Origin of the sequence: Streptomyces bugieae (genome assembly GCF_036352915.1) — a bacterium.
GTDB lineage: Bacteria > Actinomycetota > Actinomycetes > Streptomycetales > Streptomycetaceae > Streptomyces > Streptomyces endophytica.
This window is the reverse complement of the sequence record NZ_JAZBJP010000001.1, coordinates 1006253-1025381: the sequence shown is the minus strand read 5'-3', so window position 1 is coordinate 1025381 and position 19129 is coordinate 1006253. Positions and strand designations below refer to the sequence as shown.

Annotated in this window: 20 protein-coding genes; 10 read left to right on the top strand and 10 right to left on the bottom strand. The window is 74.4% G+C overall.

The annotated features are described in order from the left end of the window. The first annotated feature begins 93 nt into the window (after positions 1-93). Complete coding sequence (gene ribA / locus V2J85_RS04765; RefSeq protein ID WP_261952914.1) at positions 94-786, top strand: GTP cyclohydrolase II; 693 nt, start codon at positions 94-96, stop codon at positions 784-786. 117 nt (positions 787-903) lie between these two features. Here ribA and V2J85_RS04760 read toward each other — a convergent pair whose 3' ends face one another. Together V2J85_RS04760 and V2J85_RS04755 are read right to left on the bottom strand one after the other, a co-directional pair. Further along, positions 904-1653, bottom strand: coding sequence for a CbtA family protein (locus tag V2J85_RS04760; RefSeq protein WP_330820707.1), 750 nt, complete (start codon positions 1651-1653; stop codon positions 904-906). A gap of 16 nt (positions 1654-1669) precedes the next feature. Continuing rightward, positions 1670-1888 (bottom strand): CbtB-domain containing protein, encoded by a 219-nt coding sequence (locus V2J85_RS04755; RefSeq protein ID WP_261952916.1) that lies wholly within the window; start codon positions 1886-1888, stop codon positions 1670-1672. A gap of 310 nt (positions 1889-2198) precedes the next feature. On the opposite strand from V2J85_RS04755, the gene V2J85_RS04750 reads away from it, so the two are divergent. Together V2J85_RS04750 and V2J85_RS04745 are read left to right on the top strand one after the other, a co-directional pair. Continuing rightward, positions 2199-2780, top strand: coding sequence for a histidine phosphatase family protein (locus tag V2J85_RS04750; RefSeq protein ID WP_330820706.1), 582 nt, complete (start codon positions 2199-2201; stop codon positions 2778-2780). 161 nt (positions 2781-2941) lie between these two features. Continuing rightward, positions 2942-3379, top strand: coding sequence for an SPW repeat protein (locus tag V2J85_RS04745; protein WP_261952918.1), 438 nt, complete (start codon positions 2942-2944; stop codon positions 3377-3379). A 101-nt stretch (positions 3380-3480) separates the two neighbouring features. Here the strand turns inward: V2J85_RS04745 and V2J85_RS04740 are convergent, their stop codons facing one another. Further along, positions 3481-3915 (bottom strand): hypothetical protein, encoded by a 435-nt coding sequence (locus tag V2J85_RS04740; protein ID WP_261952919.1) that lies wholly within the window; start codon positions 3913-3915, stop codon positions 3481-3483. 83 nt (positions 3916-3998) lie between these two features. On the opposite strand from V2J85_RS04740, the gene V2J85_RS04735 reads away from it, so the two are divergent. Next, positions 3999-5834, top strand: a complete 1836-nt coding sequence (locus tag V2J85_RS04735; protein ID WP_330820705.1) for an alkyl/aryl-sulfatase — start codon at positions 3999-4001, stop codon at positions 5832-5834. 96 nt (positions 5835-5930) lie between these two features. Continuing rightward, positions 5931-7964 (top strand): ATP-binding protein, encoded by a 2034-nt coding sequence (locus V2J85_RS04730; RefSeq protein ID WP_261952921.1) that lies wholly within the window; start codon positions 5931-5933, stop codon positions 7962-7964. A gap of 19 nt (positions 7965-7983) precedes the next feature. On the opposite strand, the gene V2J85_RS04725 is transcribed toward V2J85_RS04730, so the two are convergent. From V2J85_RS04725 to V2J85_RS04705, 5 genes are read right to left on the bottom strand one after another with little or no spacing between them, the layout of a single operon-like run. Beyond that, positions 7984-9021, bottom strand: a complete 1038-nt coding sequence (locus V2J85_RS04725; RefSeq protein ID WP_330820704.1) for a serine hydrolase domain-containing protein — start codon at positions 9019-9021, stop codon at positions 7984-7986. Positions 9022-9048: 27 nt separating this feature from the next. Next, positions 9049-9969 carry a DUF6895 family protein gene (locus V2J85_RS04720; protein WP_330820703.1) on the bottom strand — a complete coding sequence of 307 codons (921 nt, stop codon included), beginning with the start codon at positions 9967-9969 and terminating at the stop codon, positions 9049-9051. Continuing rightward, positions 9966-10949 (bottom strand): DUF6895 family protein, encoded by a 984-nt coding sequence (locus V2J85_RS04715; protein WP_330820702.1) that lies wholly within the window; start codon positions 10947-10949, stop codon positions 9966-9968. Before V2J85_RS04715 ends, V2J85_RS04720 begins: the two co-directional genes overlap by 4 nt. Next, positions 10946-11647: a hypothetical protein gene (locus V2J85_RS04710; RefSeq protein WP_261952925.1), complete on the bottom strand. Its 702-nt coding sequence runs from the start codon at positions 11645-11647 to the stop codon at positions 10946-10948. The genes V2J85_RS04715 and V2J85_RS04710 overlap by 4 nt, the downstream gene beginning before the upstream one ends. A 10-nt stretch (positions 11648-11657) precedes the next feature. Continuing rightward, positions 11658-11843 carry a hypothetical protein gene (locus V2J85_RS04705; protein WP_030411128.1) on the bottom strand — a complete coding sequence of 62 codons (186 nt, stop codon included), beginning with the start codon at positions 11841-11843 and terminating at the stop codon, positions 11658-11660. 335 nt (positions 11844-12178) lie between these two features. On the opposite strand from V2J85_RS04705, the gene V2J85_RS04700 reads away from it, so the two are divergent. Then, the gene (locus tag V2J85_RS04700) at positions 12179-12586 is read left to right on the top strand and encodes a TOBE domain-containing protein (protein ID WP_261952926.1); all 408 of its coding nucleotides are present in this window, start codon (positions 12179-12181) and stop codon (positions 12584-12586) included. A gap of 50 nt (positions 12587-12636) precedes the next feature. Here V2J85_RS04700 and V2J85_RS04695 read toward each other — a convergent pair whose 3' ends face one another. Beyond that, the gene (locus V2J85_RS04695) at positions 12637-14172 is read right to left on the bottom strand and encodes a PucR family transcriptional regulator (protein ID WP_261952927.1); all 1536 of its coding nucleotides are present in this window, start codon (positions 14170-14172) and stop codon (positions 12637-12639) included. 346 nt (positions 14173-14518) lie between these two features. On the opposite strand from V2J85_RS04695, the gene V2J85_RS04690 reads away from it, so the two are divergent. Next, positions 14519-15043: a molybdopterin-dependent oxidoreductase gene (locus V2J85_RS04690; protein ID WP_261952928.1), complete on the top strand. Its 525-nt coding sequence runs from the start codon at positions 14519-14521 to the stop codon at positions 15041-15043. Positions 15044-15060: 17 nt separating this feature from the next. Here the strand turns inward: V2J85_RS04690 and V2J85_RS04685 are convergent, their stop codons facing one another. Then, positions 15061-15480: a TOBE domain-containing protein gene (locus V2J85_RS04685; RefSeq protein WP_261952929.1), complete on the bottom strand. Its 420-nt coding sequence runs from the start codon at positions 15478-15480 to the stop codon at positions 15061-15063. Between the two features lie 136 nt (positions 15481-15616). On the opposite strand from V2J85_RS04685, the gene V2J85_RS04680 reads away from it, so the two are divergent. The 3 genes from V2J85_RS04680 to V2J85_RS04670 all read left to right on the top strand — a co-directional run bounded on the left by V2J85_RS04680 (position 15617) and on the right by V2J85_RS04670 (position 19122). Continuing rightward, positions 15617-16012, top strand: a complete 396-nt coding sequence (locus V2J85_RS04680; RefSeq protein ID WP_261952930.1) for a TOBE domain-containing protein — start codon at positions 15617-15619, stop codon at positions 16010-16012. 206 nt (positions 16013-16218) lie between these two features. Then, complete coding sequence (gene modA, locus V2J85_RS04675) at positions 16219-17019, top strand: molybdate ABC transporter substrate-binding protein (protein WP_330820699.1); 801 nt, start codon at positions 16219-16221, stop codon at positions 17017-17019. A gap of 114 nt (positions 17020-17133) precedes the next feature. Then, complete coding sequence (locus V2J85_RS04670) at positions 17134-19122, top strand: ABC transporter permease (protein WP_330820698.1); 1989 nt, start codon at positions 17134-17136, stop codon at positions 19120-19122. The last annotated feature ends 7 nt before the right edge of the window (positions 19123-19129 follow it).

Genomic DNA, 19129 nt, shown 5'->3' with positions numbered 1-19129 from the left:
CGGGAGCCGGTCGGGACGCGGGTGCCGCAGCATACTTGTCATGTATCTGAGTGATCGCTGTCGGGTTCCGACCCCCGTGGGTACCATCGCGCCATGACGGACCCCGACGCCCTGTGCGGCCCCCGCCCCGGTCATGACCTCGCCGTCGCGCCCGACACGGCCCGCCCGCTGCCCGGTGTGGCGCGGGTGGTGTCGGTCCGGCTGCCGACCGCCTACGGGGAGTTCCGGGCGGTCGGCTATCTCGACCGGCCCAGCGGAACCGAGCATGTGGCGCTGGTGTACGGCGAGGTCACCGGCGAACCGGTGCTGACCCGGGTGCATTCGGAGTGCCTGACCGGGGACGCCTTCGCGTCCCGGCACTGCGAATGCGGTGATCAGCTGTCCGCGGCGCTGCGCGCGATAGCGGCTGCCGGGCGCGGGGTGCTGGTCTACCTCCAGGGCCACGAGGGCCGGGGCATCGGCCTGTTGGCCAAGCTCCGCGCGATGCAGCTCCAGGAGGAGGGGCTGGACACCGTCGAGGCGAACATCGCGCTCGGCCTCCCGGTCGACGCCCGGGAGTACCGCGCCGCCGCGCAGATCCTCGACGACCTCGGCGTCCGCGCGGTACGGCTGCTGTCCAACAACCCGCGCAAGCGCGCCGCGTTGCTGCGGCACGGCATCACCGTCACCGAACGCGTCCCGCTGCTGGCCGAGCCGCAGGCGGAGAACATCCGCTATCTCCGCACCAAGCGCGAGCGCCTCGACCACGACCTGCCGCACCTCGACGGGATCCCGGGCCAGTTCTGACGCATCGTCAGGTATCCGGGAACGGCCCGGACGCACCGGGTCCGGGGTCCGCGAGGAGTGCTCGCGGGCCCCGGACCGGTGGTGCGGTGGATGCTCCGGATCAGGAGGCGATCCGGATCAGGAGGCGACGGACACCGCCCCGGCCGGCTCGGTGGCCGGCCGCGGCGCGACGACGCGCTCCGCCAGATGCCCGAAGACCAGCCCGAAGGCGGACCACAGCACCAGCTGGACGGCGAGCGCCGACAGCCGGAACTGCCACAGCAGCGTGGCGGAGAAGCCGTCGGGCACCTCGTCGACGGCCGGCAGGAACGCATAGGCGAGCCCGACGGCGACCGCGAAGGCGGCGACGGCGGCCACCGTCGCGTACCAGTTGCCCAGCTTCGGAGCCAGCCGCCGGCCCAGGATCGTGGCGGCGACGGCCAGCAGGACGCCGAGCAGCATCATCAGGAAATACAGGGCGGTGCGCTTGCCGATGGTGTCGGGGTCGCCGACCGACGGCGGGTTCGCCGGGTACTTCAGGAACGGCACGACGTAACCGGCCACCAGCGCCGCCCCGGAGAGCAGCAGGGCCGTGGCGCGCGCCCCGAACCGGCCGATCCGCCCCAGGGCGAAGCAGAAGGCCAGGGCGGCGATCCCGCCCAGTGCCACGCCGTAGATCAGGACGCCGGTGGCGAGGCCGGCCGTGGACTGCAGTCCACGGCTGACCACTTCCATCTCGTGTTCGTGGCTGTGCGCCTCCTCGAAGGCGATGGCGGCGTCGATCCGCGGTTCGCCCAGCACGTAGGCGACGAGGAGCGCGAACCCTCCGGCGGCGAGGCCGGCGATCATGCCGCGCACGAGCAGGGTTCTGACGGTGAGGGAGTTCATGGCTGCGGCCGCCCGGTCAGTGGCAGGGGAAACCGAGGAGGTGGCGCCCGTCGTGCAGCCATTCGTGGACGTCCGAACCGGACAGCAGCGAGGTGGCGCCCTGCTCCGCGCCGACGAAGTACAGCAGGACCAGCATCAGCACACCGGCGAACAGCGCCCAGGGGGCGATCGCCTTCAGGGGGAGCGGGGCGGGGGTGGTGGTGCCGGCGGCCGGCGGTGCGATGGACGAAGCCATGGCATGACCTCCTGTTGGGGGGAACTCGCGTCCCCGGTAAATGGGAGTGCGTAACGACATGCGGGTCTGGCTCGTCCGGTACCGGCCCCTGGCGGGCCGATAAAGAACCGGACATACAGTGGCGCGACCGCGCCGGGATCCCACCGGCTTCCGTCATGCCGTCGTCAAGCACCGGTGAACGTACCGCGATCCGGCCACCTGGCCAAGACCGTACGGGGGGCGGACGGGTGCGGACCGGGGCGCATCGACCGGCCAACTCCCGTGTCGGGGCGGTGGGTTGGCGTCTCGGGAACGAAAGAGAGAAGAGGGCATGACAACTCGGGTGATGCTGGTCTCACCGGCCGCGGGCGACGCCCAGCGTGAGGTGCGCTTCGACGACGACTCCCCGCCGCACGCGGCCGGACTGCGGCGGGCCCGGGCCGCCGCCGGGACTTTGCCGGCCGCCGACCGGGTCTTCGCCTCGCCCTCCGTACGCTGCCGGCGCACCGCGGAGCAGCTCGGGCTGCCGGCCGGGCCGGTGCCGGAGCTGACGGGCTGTGCGATGGGGGAGTGGCGGGGGCGGACCCTGGCGGAGGTGGCCGAAACGGAACCGCTCGCGGTCTCCGCCTGGCTGTCCGATCCGGACTTCGCCGGGCACGGCGGGGAGTCGCTGCGGCAGCTCTGCGACCGGGTCGCGACCTGGCTGACCCGGATGGCACCGGACGCCGGGCGGGTGCTGGCGGTCGTGGAACCGGACGTGGTGCGGGCCGCCGCGGTGTGTGCGCTGCGGGTGCCCGCGGACGCGTTCTGGCGGCTGGACGTGGCGCCGCTGACCGTGACGGAGCTGAGCGGGCGGGGCGGCCGCTGGAATCTGGGTCTGGGCCGGGCGCTGGAGCGCGGGGCGGGAAGCTGACCTGCGGGAAGCCGGCCGGTCCCGCACGAGAAGCTGACCGTACCCCTTCAAAATTCACCCACCGCTTCATCTACACATAAAGGCGACATAAGCGCAGAATGAAACCGTGGCCCGATGCCACGCGATAACGGCCAGGCTTGCGAGCGAAGGAGGCGAGTCGCATGGCCGACGTCTCACACCCCAGGGGAGATCTCGCAGGTCACCCCGATGCTTCAGAGATGCAGGCCCGATACGAGCGGGTGCTCGGCGGGCGTGACGTGGTACTTGTCGACGGTCCGGTCTTCCTCGTCGGCCTGTACTGCGCTGCCTCACCGTGGATCGTCCACTACTCGCTGGCGCAGCCCAGCCTCGCGACGCACAACCTCATCGTCGGGATCGCGATCGCCCTGCTGGCGGTCGGCTTCACCGTCACCCCGGCGCGGATGTACGGCCTGAGCGGCGCGATGTGCGCGATCGGCGTGTGGATGATCATCGCGCCCTGGATCGTCGGCCGTGGCGCGGACATGGGCGTCATCTGGAACAACATCGTCATCGGTGCTCTGACGTTCCTGCTGGGCGCCCTGTGCGTCATGGCGGCATCGAAGCGGCGCGCCACCTGACGCGCTGCCCACGGGTCGCAATGAGTGACCGCCGGCCGGCCTCCCCGTCCCCGGGCAGGCCGGCCGGCGGCCGTCTGCCGTCCCCGGGTCCGGAGGGACCCCTACCGGCGCCGCCCGCGCCCGCCCGCCGAGAGGTGCCCGGACAGGCCCGCCAGGACCAGCCCGCCCGCCAGGAGGAGGGCGTGCGCCAGCAGGATCCCGGCGGCCAGGCTGCCGGCCGCGGCGGCGGGCAGCAGCCAGGCCGTGCCCCGGAACCCGGGACGGGGCGGGGCGCGGCGGCCGGCGGGCGGGGTGCGGGGACGGGCGTACGGAACGGCAGGGTGCCGGAACGATTCGGCGAGCTCGCCGAAGGCGCGGTCGTCGTACGGGGACAGAGGGCGTCCCTCCCCTCCCGGAAGATCGAGCCGGGACCCGCCCCGGCCGGCCGGATTGCCGCGCCCGGAGAGGACCCCACCTGCGTTGTTGTGCCCTGCCCGGCCCTGCCCGTAACGCCGTTGGCCGCGCCGGCGCTCCCCGGCCGCCGCGGGGGCAGGCATGCGCCACCCGGACAAAACCGGTTAAATCGAACGTGTGGGGCAGGGGCCTTGGGCCCGCCGCCGCCCCGGAGAGGGAGCGCCCCGTGACCGCTGCACCCGTCGATGACCACGAAGACTTCGCCGACGCCGACCGCGGCTTCATCGCCGAGCTCGACCCGCCGCGGATCACCACGGACGACGGCCGGCCGGTCTGGGACGCCGCGGCCTACGGATTCCTGGCCCAGAACTGCCCCGACACCGCCCACGAGGGCCTCTGGCGGCAGGGCAGGCTGGTCAGCCGCCAGGGCCTCTACGAGGTCACCGACGGCATCTACCAGGCCCGCGGCCTGGACCTGGCCCACATGACGCTGGTCGAGGGCGACCACGGCGTCATCGTCGTCGACCCGCTGCTCTCCGCCGAGACCGCCGCCGCGGCCCTGGAGCTCTACCGCAAGTACCGCGGCGACCGGCCGGTCACCGGGCTGATCTACACCCACTCGCACGCCGGTCACTTCGGCGGCGCCGGCGGGGTCGTCCCCGCCGGGCACGACCCCGTACCGGTCCTCGCCCCGGCCGGCTTCCTCGCCCACGCGGTCGGCGAGCACCTCGACGCCGGGCCCGCGAGTTCCCGGCGCGCGGCCTTCACGTACGGCACCGCGCTGCCGAAGGGACCGGACGGCCAGATCGGCTGCGGGCTGGGCACCACCCGGTCCACCGGCACCCGCACCCTCATCCCGCCGACCGTGGACATCACCCGCACCGGCCAGGAGGAGATCCTCGACGGCGTCCACCTCGTCTTCCAGCTCACCCCGGACGCCGAGGCACCCGCCGCGATGAACTTCGGCTTCCCCGCGCACCGGGCGCTCTGCCTGGCCGAGAACGCCACCCACACCCTGCACACCGTCCTGCCGCTGTACGGCGGGGCGGTCCGCGACAGCCGGGCCTGGGCCCGCCACCTCGACGAGGCGCTCGCCCTCTTCGGCGACGGGACCGAGGTCGCCTTCGCCTCGCACCACTGGCCGACCTGGGGCAAGGACCGCATCCGGGCCCTCCTCGCCGGCCAGCGCGACCTGTACGCCTACCTGCACGACCAGACCGTGCGGCTGCTCAACGCCGGGTACACCGGCCCCGAGATCGCCGAACAGCTGCGGCTGCCGCCGGCCCTCGCGCGGGTGTGGTCCCACCACGGCTACTACGGCTCGGTCAGCGACCACGTCAAGGCGGTCACCCAGCGCTACCTGGGCTGGTTCGACGGCAACCCGGCCCATCTGTGGGAGCACCCGCCGGCCGAACAGGCCCGGCGCTACGTCCACGCCCTCGGCGGCGTCGAGGCCACCGTGAACGCCGGCAAGCAGTACGCGGCCGACGGCGACCTGCGGTTCGCCGCGACCCTCCTCAACCACGCCGTCTTCGCCGACCCGGACAACGTGCGGGCCCGCCGCGCGCTCGCCCAGGTCTACGAACGCCTGGGCCACGGCGCGGAGAACGCCGTCTGGCGCAACGTCTACCTCACCGGTGCGGGCGAACTGCGCGGCGCCCCGGCCGCCCGGGACGACATCGGGGACGCCACCGCCGCCCCCGACCTCACCCGGGCGCTCACCGTCGACCAGCTCCTGGACTCGCTGGCCCTGCGCATCGACGGCCCGCGCGCCTGGTACACCGCGCTCACCCTCGACCTCTACCTCCCCGACGAGGACCGCACCTGGCGGCTGACCCTCTCCAACGGCGCCCTCACCCACCGCGCCTCCCCCGGCGCCCCGGCCCCCTCCGCCGACGGCATCCCCGACCTCACGCTCACCCTCACCAAGACCCAGCTCCTCGACCTCCTCACCCCCCACGCCCCCACCGAAGCCGCCCCGCGCGGCGAACCCGGCCCCCTCCGCAACCTCCTCGCCCTCGCCACCACCCCGGACCCGGCGTTCCCGGTGGTCACGCCCTGACCCCTGGCGAGCCTTCCGTCCGGCGTCAACCTCGCGCCCCCCGGACCACCACGCCACCCCGCGCCACCCGGGCCGAAGCTGGGGCACACTGGCCCCGTGGCGAGCAGCATTCCCGAGGAGTCGACCAGCTTCGTCGGACGGCGGAGCGAACTGGAGCGGATCGACCAGGAGTTGGCGGCACACCGGCTGGTCACCCTGACCGGGCCCGGTGGGGTGGGCAAGACCCGGATCGCCGTCAGGGCGGCCCGGGCGGCGGCACCGCGGTTCCCCGACGGGGTCGGCTGGGCCGATCTGTGGCCGTTACAGGGCGAGGGGCGGCTGCTGGCCACGGTCTGCGACGCCGTCGGGCTCGCCGACCACACCGCGCGCACCCCGGCCGCCGCGCTGTGCTCCTGGCTCACCGACAAACGGCTGCTGCTGGTGCTGGACTCCTGCGAACACCTCGTGGCCGCCTGCCGGGACCTGCTCGGCGACCTGCTGACGGCCGCGCCCGGCGTGACCGTGCTGGTCACCAGCCGGCAGCCGCTCGGCCTCGACGGCGAACGCGTCACCGAGATCGGCCCGCTGCCCTGCACCGGCGACAACGACGCCCTGACCCTGCTCACCGACCGGGCCGGCACCGCCGCGCCCGGCCTCGTCCTCACCGACCCCGCCCACGCGGCCACCGCCGACGGTATCTGCCGGCGCCTGGAGGGCATTCCGCTCGCCCTGGAGCTGGCCGGCGCGCAGATGGCCACCAGCTCCGTCGAGCGGATCGCGGAGCGGCTGGCCACCCGCTTCGACACCCTCGACACCGGCGCAGCGCTGCCGCCGCCGCCCCGCCACCGCACCCTGCGCTGCACCATCGGCTGGAGCCACGAACTCTGCACCCCCCTGGAGCGGCTGCTGTGGGCCCGGCTCTCCGTCTTCCGCGGCACCTTCGACACGGAGTCGGCCGGCGCGGTGTGCACCGGCGGTCCGCTCACCGAGGCGGAGGTGCGCACCGCCCTGACCGGACTGGCCGCCAAGTCCGTGCTCGCCCGCGAGGGCGGCCGCTTCCGCATGCTCGACACCCTGCGCGAGTACGGCCGGATGTGGCTCGGCGAGCTCGGTGAGGCACCCGCCCTCGCCGACCGGCACGCCGCGCACTTCGTCGGCCACGGCCGCCGCGCCGAACAGGGCTGGCTGGGTCCCGGGCAGGTCGGCTGGTACCGCAGGACCGCCGACGCGCACGTCGACCTGTGCACCGCACTGGACCATCTGCTGGTCACCGCCCCCGAGCGGGCCCAGGAACTCAGCGCCGCGGTCGGCTTCTTCTGGAGCTGCTGCGGCCATCTGCACGAGGCCCGCGACTACCTCTCCCGCGCCCTCGCCGCCGACGACGGGCCCAGCCGGGCCCGCACCCGGGCCCTGTGGGCGCTCGGCGTCGCCGTCCTGCTCCAGGGCGATCTGCCGCAGGCCGACGCCCTCGGGCGGGAGTGCGCGCGGGCCGCGCGGACGTCCGGCGACGCCGAGGCGGTGCTGGCGGCCGGCTACCTCATCGGCCTCACCCACCTGATGGCCGGCCGCCCGATGTCCGCCCACGCCGTCACCGAACAGGTCCTCGGCCCACCGCCGGACGCCCCCTTCGACTCGCCGGGGCGGCTGCGCTGCCACCTGGTACGGATCTTCGCGCTCACCGGCATCGGCAAGCTCGCCGAGGCCCGCGCCGAGGCCACCGCACTGCGCCGCGGCTGCGTCGAACGCGGCGAGTACTGGACCCGCTCCTACACCGACTACCAGCTCGCCCTGATCTCGCTGTTCCAGGGCCGGCCGGCGGAATCGGCCGGCCACGCCCGGGCGATGCTCGCCGCCAAGCAGGGCATCGGCGACAAGTTCGGCATCGCCCTCGGCCTGGACCTGCTCGCCGCCGCGCTGGCCGCACAGGGCGCCGGCGCCGCGGCCGCCCGGGTCTACGGCAGCGGCCAGGCCCTCTGGCGCACCGTCGGGCACCCCCAGCGCGGCACCCCGGAACTGCGCGCGGTCCGCGAGGAGTGCGAGCAGCGGGCCCGCGCGGCGATCGGCGACCGGGCCTACACGGAGGTCTTCCGGCAGGCCAGCGAGGAACGCCCGGGCACCTCCCTGCCCCGGATCCTGGCCGGCGAGCTGTGACCGCCGGGCCCGCGGGCGGTCACGCGGGCGGCTCACCGGCCAGCGCGTACAGCGTCTCGTAGGCGGTGGTGATCATCCGGCAGGTGCGGCCGCGCCGGGTGGCCAGCGCCACCAGCCCGGTGTGCGTGGCCGGATGGAACCCGAGGAACGCCTGCTGCCCGAAGGTCGCCCCGACGTGGAACAGCAACGGACCGCGCGGCGCCGGGTGCTGGTACCACGTCAGGGTGTGGGTGTTGCGGCGCCGCCAGCCGCGCCGCAGCAGCGGGACCTGGACGTCGCGCAGCGGCCCGGCCAGCGGGGTGTCCTCCGGCGAGAGGTGCGCCTCCAGATACCTGAGCAGATCGCCGGGGGTGGCCCGGACCGATCCGGCGGCCATGAACGCGCCCATGTCGGCGCTGGCCACCGGCGTCACCCCGTTCGTCCGGTGCCCGACCGCGTCGGTGCCGGTGGCGCCGGGCGCCAGCGTCGTCCCGGACAGCCCCAGCGGGCCCAGCACCCGGCCGCCGAGCAGCGCCGGATAGTCCTCGCCCGCGGCCCGGGACATCGCCGGACCGAGCAGCGCCAGCCCGAAGTTCGAGTACCGCCAGCGGGTGCCCGGCCGGTTCCGGGGCCGGGTGCGGGCGAAGGTCCGCAGCAGCCGCTCGGTGTCGTAGCGGGCGTAGCTGTTGGCGTACGGATGCACCAGCGCTCCGACGATCAGGTCCGCGGGGATCCGCGGCAGCCCCGAGGTGTGGGTGGCCAGATGCCGCAAGGTGATCCGGCGCGCACACGGGTACCGCAGCGGCAGGCGGGGCAGATGGTCGACCAGCGGATCGTCCAGCGACAGCACGCCGGAGCGGGCCAGATCGGCCAGCAGCAGCACGGTGAACGTCTTGGACAGCGAGCCGAGTTCGTAGCGCAGGGCCTGCCGCGGGGTGGGCGGGGCCAGCGCGGTGCCGCCGGTGACCACGGTCCGCACGCCCCGCCGGGTCACCGCCAGCACCACGTCCGGCGCGTCGATCCGGGTGACCGCGTCGGCGAGGCGGTCACCCGGCGCGGCGCCGCGCGTCGCGCCCATCAGAGAGTGCCCATCAGAGTCTGCCCATCAGACCGCGGACATGGCCCGTGAGGTGGCCATCGCCGAGGCGAACGCGGCGACCAGGGTGGGGTGGTGCACCAGGTCGAAGACCCGCGCCGGATCGCCCTGCGGTATCCCGCGCTGGATCGGCATCGCCCCGCTGTCGGACTGCGCGGCGGCGTACCGCTCCCACAGCTCCGCGTCCAGCGTGGGCCGCGGCAGACACGCGTCGACGACCAGCAACTCGCCCAGCAGGTCCCAGTGTTCGAGGTCCGCCCAGTCCTCCGTCCAGGCCGGCAGGTACCGCGTGAGGTAGTCCGCGATGTCCTCCGGGATCCGCTCGGGCGCCTCGCCCCAGTTGGTGAGGTGGAAGACGGTGTGGGTGAGGTCGTAGGCGATGTGCAGCTGCACCGTCCACGGCTCGGCCAGCTGCCCCAGCCAGGTGCGTGCCACCGCCTCCCCGAAGTCGCTGCTGGGGGCGAGACCCAGCTTGCGCTCGGCGTTCAGCACCCCGAGGCGCCGGTTGGGCATCATCTCCAGCGCGTTCCAGGTGGCGGTGCGCCGGCACACCTCCACCGCCGCCTCCAGCCCCGGGTGCCGGTGCCCCAGCTCGTGGAAGGTCGCGTAGACCTCCAGCGGTACGGGGGAGAGCGGCTCGTCGTGCTGCAGCCGGGCCAGCACGTTGCCGCCGTCCAGCAGCTCGCGCCAGGCGAAGTCCAGCAACTGCCCGGCCCGGGCCTTCTGCCGGGAACCGGCCACACCCTCCCGGAACAGCACGTGCATGTTGAGCGCCAGCTCCCCGATGGGCTTGAGCCGCTCGACCACCGCGCCGTTCGAGCGGAAGTCCTCGGGGGTCAGCCGGAAATGCTCGCGGTGGTCGTCGAGCCAGGACAGGGCCCGGTCGCCGACACCGTGCAGCAGGGCGGGGGACGCGGCCGTCACGGTCACGGGGCACTCTCGCTTTCGCCGGGCGTCCGGCCGCCCACCAGCGCCGGGTCCCCGCCCCGCGGGCCGGCCTCGGCCTCGTCGGCGGCGATCCGGGCCAGGGTGGCGGCGAACGCGGTCACCAGGGTGGAGTGGTAGCAGGCGGTGAACATCTCGCCCGGGTCGCCGGAGCCGGGCGCCGCGCCCATCTCCGGCACGCTGCCGTCGGCCGCCTGCGCCCCGGCCAGCCGCTGCCAGGCGACCGGATCGTACGGGGCCCGGGGCAGGCACGCGGTCACCGCCAGCAGCTCGCCGACCAGGTCCCACAGCTGCTCCTCCAGCCAGTTCTCCAGCCAGGAGGGCAGCCACAGCCGCAGGTAGCCGGCGAGTTCGGGGGACAGCCGCTGCCGATCGCGCCCCCAGTCGGTCAGGTGGAACACGTCGTGGGTGATGCCGTAGGCCGCCTTGCGGTCCAGCGCCCAGGGCTCCGGCAGCCGGCCGAGCCCGGTCAGCGCCAGCACCGGGGCGAAGTCGGCGTGCGGCCGCAGCCCGATCCGCCGCTCGGCGTTCAGCACCCCGAGCGTACGGGTGTGGTCCTCGCGCGCCACCCGCCAGCCGCGCAGCCGTGTGGTGGTCCGCACCAGTTCGTCGGCCTCGGCATGGCGCAGCCCGGCCCGCGCGAACACCCCGTACAGCTCCACCGGGTAGGTGGCGAACGGCTCGCCGCGGATCAGCTCGGCGAAGAGCTCACCGTCCCGGGTCTCGTTCCAGGCGAACGCGAACAGCCCGCGGGCCGTCCGGCGGATCTCCGCCCGTGGGTGCACCGCCCCGATCAGCTGGGTGAGTTCGGCCAGCTCGCCGAGCGGTTTGAGGGTCAGATTGGGGTCGGCGTCGGTCGTCACGTCGGGCGGCAGGCGGAAGAACCCGCGCGCCCCGTCCAGCCACCCGAGGCTCGCCCGGACCATGTGGTCCAGCAGCCCCGGGTCGCCGTGCCCGCCGGTCATCCGCCCCGCCCGTAGAACCGCCGGGCGGCCGCGACGTGCAGCGCGACCCGCGGATCGGCGCCGCCCATCTGCGCCACGAACGCCAGCCCGCTGTCCAGCCCCAGGGTCTGCGGCACGTCCGGCAGCCGGGCCAGCCAACGGCCCACCCCGGCCGCCTGCGGCCAGTCCCGGCGGCGGACCGCCCGGACGAATCCGCGGGACAGGTCGTCGGTACGGGCGGCGAGCCGCTCGGCGAGACCGGACGCCAGCCCCGGCAGGGCCAGCGCGGCCAGCTGGGACACCCGGTGCGACAGCTTCGGCCAGGGGGAGTCGCCGACCCACGCGGTGCCGGCCTCCGGCGCCGGCGGCCACGGCCGGCCGCCCCCGGGCAGGAACGCGTGCGCGGCCTCGACCAGGCCGCGGTAACTCCACAGCGACACCTCGGAGGCGCCGTCACCCGGTGGGTAGGCCATCAGCGCCTGCCGCACCACCGCTTCGTCGTCCGCGCCGGCCGGTGCCGCCCGGTGTTCCACGGCGTACGGCGCCAGCGCATCGGCGCCGAGCACCCGTACCGCGGCCGGGGTCAGCGCATCCTCGTGCCGCAGCATGCCGGACAACGCATAAGGGTCGCCCTCACCCCGCAGGGCGAGGGCGACCCCGGTTGCGGCATCGGCGATCACAGCGCTGAGCGGGACTGCTCCTTGCGTCTGTTCAGCCAACGCTTTCCCCTCAGCGGACGTCAGTCTTGGGCCGGGGGGTGGGCGGCGAGATCAGGAGCAGCGCGGCCAGCAGCAGCGCACCTCCACACTCGCGGGTGTCGCGGAAGACGCCGTCGGCCTCGGCGGGTTCAAGCAGTCCCTCGACCTCGGCGGCCAGGGTGGCCGTCTCGACCGGCGCTGTGCGATCCGTAACCATGCGATCAACTCCTTTGACGAATGGGATACCAGATTCACATCGGGGTTTTTGGGACGCAACGGGAGAAAGCCCAATAGACACCACGAACTCCGCATCCTTGACGTCGACTCAGAGCGCGTTCCGCACCCCAACGTGGTGACCGGTGCGCCGAGTTGGGTGGTCCCGCATCGAGTTCCGGCGGCGCCGCGCCCCGGGCGCGCAAGGGGTGGTCCGCTCGCACCGATGGCGGATTTCGCTGCTCCGTTCGGATGGCATCGGACCCCGGGAGGGATGGCCGGCAGACGCGGTCGGGGCGGGGGCCGGGCCGGGGGGGAGACACCGCCTAGAGTGCGACCGTGCCGACGTACAGCATTGGTCAGGCAGCGGAGCTGCTGGGTGTGAGTTCGGAGACCGTCCGGCGGTGGGCCGACGGCGGTCAGCTGGGGATGCGGCGGGACGGCGGGGGGAACCGCGTCATCGACGGGGTCAGCCTGGCCGCGTTCGCCAAGGAGCGCGCCGCCGGGCTCCATCCGGTGCCCGGCGAGGTGCTCACGTCCGTGCGGAACTCCTTCGCGGGGATCGTCACCAAGGTGACGATGGACGACGTGATCGCCCAGGTCGAGATCCAGTCCGGGCCGCACCGGCTGGTGTCGGTGGTCAGCCGGGAGGCGGTCGAGGAGCTGGGGATCGAGGTCGGGGTGACCGCCACCGCCCGGGTGAAGTCGACCCATGTGCATGTCGACCGGCCGGGCGGGCGGGAGTGAACGGGGGAGGGGCGGCGCGTCCCCTCAGCGGCGCGGCCGGGACGGCTCCCTCAGCGGCACAGCAGGGCCGCGTGCAGGTCGAGTTTGTGGTCCAGCCGGGACAGGTCCCGGCCGGTGAGGGTCTCGATGCGCTGGATGCGGTAGTGCACCGTGTTCACGTGGAGGTGCAGCGCCTCGGCGGTCCGCGCCCATGAGCCGTGCTGGGCGAGGAAGACCTCCAGCGTCTCCAGCAGCATCCGGTGGGACGTCGAGCCGGCCCGCGCCAGCGGCCCCAGCACCTGGCTGCTGAAGGCCGCACGGACCTCCGTGGGAACCCCGGCCAGCAGCTCGGCCAGCGTGCCGAGCCCCTCGACACCGGTCACCCGGGCCCCGTCCGGCACCGCGGCACGGGCCGACGCCAGGGCGTAACGGGCCTGCTGAAAGGCGGAGTTGAGGTCGCCGGGGGCCGTTACGGGAGCGCTGACCCCGGCGTGCAGCGGCGCCTGCGGGCGGCAGGCGGTGAGCGCCGGCCAGACCTCGGCGAGCGGGGTGGAGTCCTCGGCGTCCGAGGCGACCGCGTGGACCACGGCGACCGCCTCGCCGCCCGGCAGCCGCCCGGCCGCGAACCGTTCGCCGGGGGAGTGCCGCAGCGCCTCGGCCAGCGCGCTCACCACGTGACCGCTCTCCGCACCACCCAGCGCGGCGAGCACCACCCGGTACGGACCGGCGGCCGGCAGACCGCACGCCTGCAGCGCCGCCTCCAGCGCCGCGCCGTCCGCCGCTCCCGCATCGGCCGACGCGAGCAGGGCGACCAGCCCGTCCGCGGCCCGCCGCGCGGCCGCCTGCCGGGGCGCGGCCTGCCGGCGGTACCCGCCCACGACCTCGGCGATCTCGTGCACCGCCCGCGGCGGCGCGTCCGCCCGGCCGCCCACGTGCAGATACCAGGTGTCGTACGGGCCGGCGTCCCCGTCGATCCGCACCGTCGGGCCCGTCCCGGCCGCTTCGAGGGCCTTGACGGCCTGCCGCGCCGTCAGCGGCGGCGCGGCCGGGGTCCGGGCGATCACCCGGCCGGTCGCGGACAGCAGGTAGCAGGGCGGCCCGCCCAGGTGGGCGAAGGCGCGGTCCAGCAGCACGTCCGGGGCGGCGTCCGCGGCCAGCAGCGCGGCCAGTTCGTCGCGGACGTTCTCCGGCAGCGCGTAGTGGTCCGTGGGGCGCCGGCTCAGCTCTCCCCACTGCCGCAGGTAAACGGCCTCCGTGATGGCCCGGAAGGTGGTGTGCGCGGGGACCGCGACCAGCACGATCCCGTGGTCACGGCAGGAGTCGACGAGCACGTCGGGGACCTTGCCGTGGGTCTCCTCGCCCGCCAGCAGCGCGGTGGCCCCGGCGGCGGCCAGCGCGGAGACGAACCGGTCGACCTTCGCGCGGTCGTCACCGGGCGTCCACCACACCAGTCCGCTCAGCACCAGCTCGCCCGGCTGCAGGAACCGCGCCGGGTCCTCCAGGTCGGTGGCGGTGACCCCGCGGACTTCCCGGTCGAGCAGGGGGCCCTCGCCCCACAGCAGGGTCAGGTCGAGCGAGTCGACCCGCAGGAGATCGTGGACGTGCATGTGCTGGCTCCTCGATAGGCTGCCGGCGGCGGATCCGGCATCTCACATTCACGAGGTGAATGTGGGTACTCGCATCGTAAATGCAAGCTCATCCAGCCCAAAGCCCTCTTGGTTGATCATCCAGTTCCGGCCCGCGGCGATGGTGGTTTTCCCCGTTGCCCGCGGCCGGCCCCGGTCGGGCGCGGGGACGGCGCCCTGCCGGTCGGAGATACCGCTCTTCGGGCGCCATCTCCCTCACATCAGCGAGGGTAAGAGGGTCAGAAGGGTGGTATCCGTGATTCAACGGTGCACGGCTCGGGCATCACAGAGGGCAGTCACCGCGCGGATCGCCTCAAGGGGGACTCGAATGCGCCGACCCGGCCCGCCGTCCCGCACCACCACCGCCGTACGCCCGACGCCCGCGGACACCGGCGCACCCGCCCCCCGGCCGCTGGAGATCCGCGGCCAGCTCCGCCGCCCGCTCGCGCTGACCGTCGCCCAGCTGCGCGAGCGGTGGCCGCGGCACCGGGCCGAGGTGGTCTTCGACTGCGCCACCAACGGGCCGCAGCGGCACACCTTCGAGGGCGTCCTGCTGCGGGATGTCCTCGACGCCGCGGGCCCGGCCTTCGACGCGTCCCGGCGCAAGGACCGCTCCCGTTACCTGCTCGCCGTCAGCGGCGGCGACGGGCACCACGCGGTGCTCTCCTGGGCGGAGATCGACGCCGACTTCGGCGACGCCCCGGTCCTGCTGGCCACGGCGATGGACGGCCGTCCCCTCGACACCGCGGGCAGTCAGCTCGTGGTCCCCTCCGACCGCTGCGGGGCCCGCTACATCAGCGCGATCACCGGCATCTGGGTGGGCACCTGCGCCCCGCCCGGGCAGCCGAAGTGACGCCCGGGCCGGTGCGGTCAGGCCGCGGCGAGCGCGATCTCGGTGGACTTGATCAGCGCGGTCACCTCGGAACCGGCCGCCAGTCCCAGGTCCTCGGCCGCGTCCCTGGTGATCGCCGCGGTCAGCTCGCCGCCCGCGACGGCGACCTTCACCCCGGCCATCGCGCCGCCGGCCGAGACGTCGGTGACCGTGCCGGGCAGCCGGTTGCGGATGCTCAGCCCCTCGACCCCGCCGGTGGCCAGGGCGACCTCGGTGGACTTGATCAGCGCCCGCACCGCCGTGCCCGCCGCGAGGCCCAGCTGCCCGACCGCCTCGCGGGTGACCGCGGCGGTGATCTCCTGCCCGCCGTCCAGCCGGACCCTGACCAGGGCCATGACCTCGCCGGGGGCGACGGAGCGCACCGTCCCGGACAACTGATTGCGGATGCTCAGGCTCATGCCCACACCCTGCGCGGTGCCGTCCGGCCGCGCATCGCGAGGAAATTCGTCCCTTCCTCCAAGGCGGCTGGCATTTGCTACGGAGATCCTTCCTGTGGATTGCACCTGCCAGGCTGAGCTGCTTATGTTGTCGCACATGCAGTCCTACACAATCGGCCAGGCGGCGCGGCTGCTGGGCGTCAGCCCGGACACCGCCCGCCGGTGGGCGGACGCCGGCAAGGTCGCGACCCATCGCGACGACAGCGGCCGCCGCCTCATCGACGGCCGTGATCTGGCCGCCTTCTCCATCGAGGTGGCGCAGACCGGCACCGGTGAGGACGACGCCTCGTACACCTCCGCCCGCAACGCCTTCCCGGGCATCGTCACCGCCGTGAAACTCGGCGATGTCGCCGCCCAGGTCGAGATCCAGGCCGGTCCGCACCGGCTGGTCTCCCTGCTGACCCGGGAAGCGGTGGAGGAACTGGGACTGGAGGTCGGCATGCAGGCCACCGCCCGCGTGAAATCCACCAGCGTGCACATCGACCGCTCCTGAGGCCACCGACCGCTCCCCGAACCCCCGCGGCGGCGTCCGCCCGCACCACCGGGCCGGCTCCCCACCGCCCACCGCGGCAGCACCACAGCCGGACCGCGCCCCGTCCCCACCGGCCGGCTCTCATCCCAGCGGCGTCGCCCGTCCACGGCGCGGCTTTCCCATCCGCTCGGACGATCCCTCGTCCCGCGTCACAAGGAGTCCCGCCCATGCCCCAGTTCCGCACCGGACGACGCGCCGCCGCCGCGGTCGTGACCGCCGCCCTCCTCGTCCCGCTCGCCGCCTGCGGCAAGGACGACGGCAAGACCGACAAGGGCGCCGGGAAGTCCGGCGGCAGCACCGCGAACACGCAGCTGACCGTCCTCGCCGCCTCCTCGCTCACCGACGTCTTCAAGAAGGCCGCCGCGGTGTACGAGAAGGAACACCAGGGCACGAAGGTGAACTTCTCGTTCGCCGGCTCCCAGGAACTCGCCGCCCAGGTCAAGCAGGGCGCCCCCGCCGACGCGCTGGTCACCGCCGACACCAGGACCATGGACGGGCTGAAGGCGGACACCGGCACCCCGACCGTCATCGCCCACAACCGCCTGGTCATCGTCACCGGCGAGGGCAACCCGAAGAAGGTCCACACCCTCAAGGACCTCACCGACAGCAAGCTGAAGGTCGTGCTCGCCGCCCCGGAGGTGCCGGTCGGCCGCTACGGCAAGAAGGTCCTGGACGCCCAGAAGCTCAAGGTCACGCCGGTCTCGCAGGAGCCCAACGTCCGCGCCGTCCTCAGCAAGGTCGAACTGGGCGAGGCGGACGCCGGCCTGGTCTACAGGACGGACGCCGCCTCCGCGCCGAAGAAGGTCGACGCCGTCGACATCCCCGACAAGCAGAACGCCGTCGCCGCCTACCCGGCCGCGACCCTGAAGACCTCGAAGCACGCCGCCGCCGCGGCCGCCTTCGTGAAGTGGCTGAGCACCCCCGAGGCACAGAAGATCCTGCAGGACGCGGGTTTCCAGAAGCCGTAACGGGGCTCCGCGCGCACGGGACTGCCCGGCTCGGGGGAGCGGACAGCCCCGTGCGCGCCACCGGGGCCGCCCCCCCCCGGCCGGCCCGACCCCGCCCCGACCCCAGGACCGATGATGAGACGCTCCCGCACCTCGGCCCGGCCCGCGGCCGCCCGGCGCCGCACGCCCGGCGCCCGTACCCCCGCCGCGCTCGCCGTGCCCGCGCTGGTCGCCATCGCGTTCCTGCTGATGCCGCTGCTCGGCATCCTCGCCCGGACCACCTGGAGCGACCTCGGCACCCATCTGACCAGTCCCGGTGTCACCGAGGCGCTCGGCCTGTCCCTGCTGGTCTCCTTCTGGGCCCTGGGCCTGTCGCTGCTGCTCGGCGTGCCGCTGGCCTGGCTGCTGGCCCGGGTCAGCTTCCCCGGCAAGGCGGTGGTCCGCTCGCTGGTGCTGCTGCCGATGGTGCTGCCGCCGACCGTCGGCGGTGTCGCCCTGCTGCTCGGCTTCGGCCGCCGCGGACTGCTCGGCCCCTGGCTGGAGGACACCTTCGGCATCGTCCTGCCGTTCCACACCTCGGGCGCGGTGGTCGCCGCCACCTTCGTCGCCATGCCGTTCCTCATCATCAGCCTGGAGGGCACGCTCGCCGGCCTGCGCCCCAGTTACGAGGAGACCGCGGCCTCGCTCGGCGCGTCCCCGGTCCGGGTCTTCGCCACCGTCACCCTGCCCATGGTCGCCCCCGGCCTGGCCGCCGGCGCGGCGCTCACCTGGGCCCGCGCGCTCGGCGAATTCGGTGCCACGATCACCTTCGCCGGGAATCTGCCCGGCACCACCCAGACCCTCCCGCTCCAGGTCTACCTGCTGCTCCAGGACTCCCCGGAAGCCGCCACCTCGGTCTCCCTGCTGCTGCTCGTCATCGCCATGGCCGTGCTGATCTGCCTGCGCGGCCGCTGGACCGGCGCGATGCCGGCCGGCCGGACACCGCGCCCCGCGCCGGCCGCCGACGAGACCGAGCCGGCCGGAACGGACAGCGGCGGCCCGCGCGCGGTGACGGAGCGTCAGGAGACCGCCGCGGAACCGCACCCGGAACGCTGGCCGCTGCACGCCGAGGTCACCGGCTTCACCGCACTGACCCTGGACGCCGGGCCCGGCACCACCATCGCGGTCGTCGGCCCCAACGGCGCCGGCAAGACCACTCTGCTGCGCGCCCTGCTCGGCCTCACCCCGCGCGCCCACGCCACCCTGCGCCTCGGTGACGCCGATGTCACCGCCCTGCCCCCGCACCGCCGCGGCGTCGCCTGGGTCCCCCAGGACGGCGCGCTCTTCCCGCACCTCAACGCCCTGGGCAACACCGCCTACGGACTGCGCGCGCAGCGCGTCCCGCGCGCCGAGGCCCGCCGCGCCGCCCAGGAGTGGCTCGACCGGCTCGGCGTCGGCCACCTCGCCCACCGCCGCCCCGCCCAGCTCTCCGGCGGCCAGGCCCAACGCGTCGCGCTGGCCAGGGCCCTGGCCGCCCGCCCCCGTCTGCTGCTGCTCGACGAACCGCTGGCCGCCCTCGACCAGACCACCCGGGCCCACGTCCGGCACGCGCTGCGCGGCCATCTCGCGGGCTTCGACGGGGTCTGCCTGATCGTCACCCACGACCCCGTCGAGGCGGTCTCGCTCGCCCACCGGGTGCTCGTCCTCGACGACGGCCGCGCCCTCCAGGACGCCCCGCCCGCCGAGGTCACCCGGCATCCCCGCTCGCCCTGGGTCGCCCGGATGCTGGGCCGCAACGCCTGGCCCGGCACCGCCACCGGCGATGGCCTCGCGCTCGCCGGCGGCGGGCACCTCGTCGTCGCCGACCGCCTGCCCGAGGGCGCCCGGGCGCTGGCCGTGATCGCCCCCGAGGCGGTCTCCGTCCACCTCGACAAGCCGGCCGGCAGCCCGCGCAACGTCTGGCCCGGCACCGTACGGGAGATCACCTCGGCGGGCAGCCGGCTGCGGATCCTCATCACCTCGCCGCACACCCCCGACCTCGTCGCCGAGATCACCCCGTCCGCCGCCCTCGAACTCGGCCTGGCCGACGGGGTGCCAGTATGGACCGGCATCAAGGCCACCGAGGTCTCGCTCGTGACGCTCTAGCGGACGT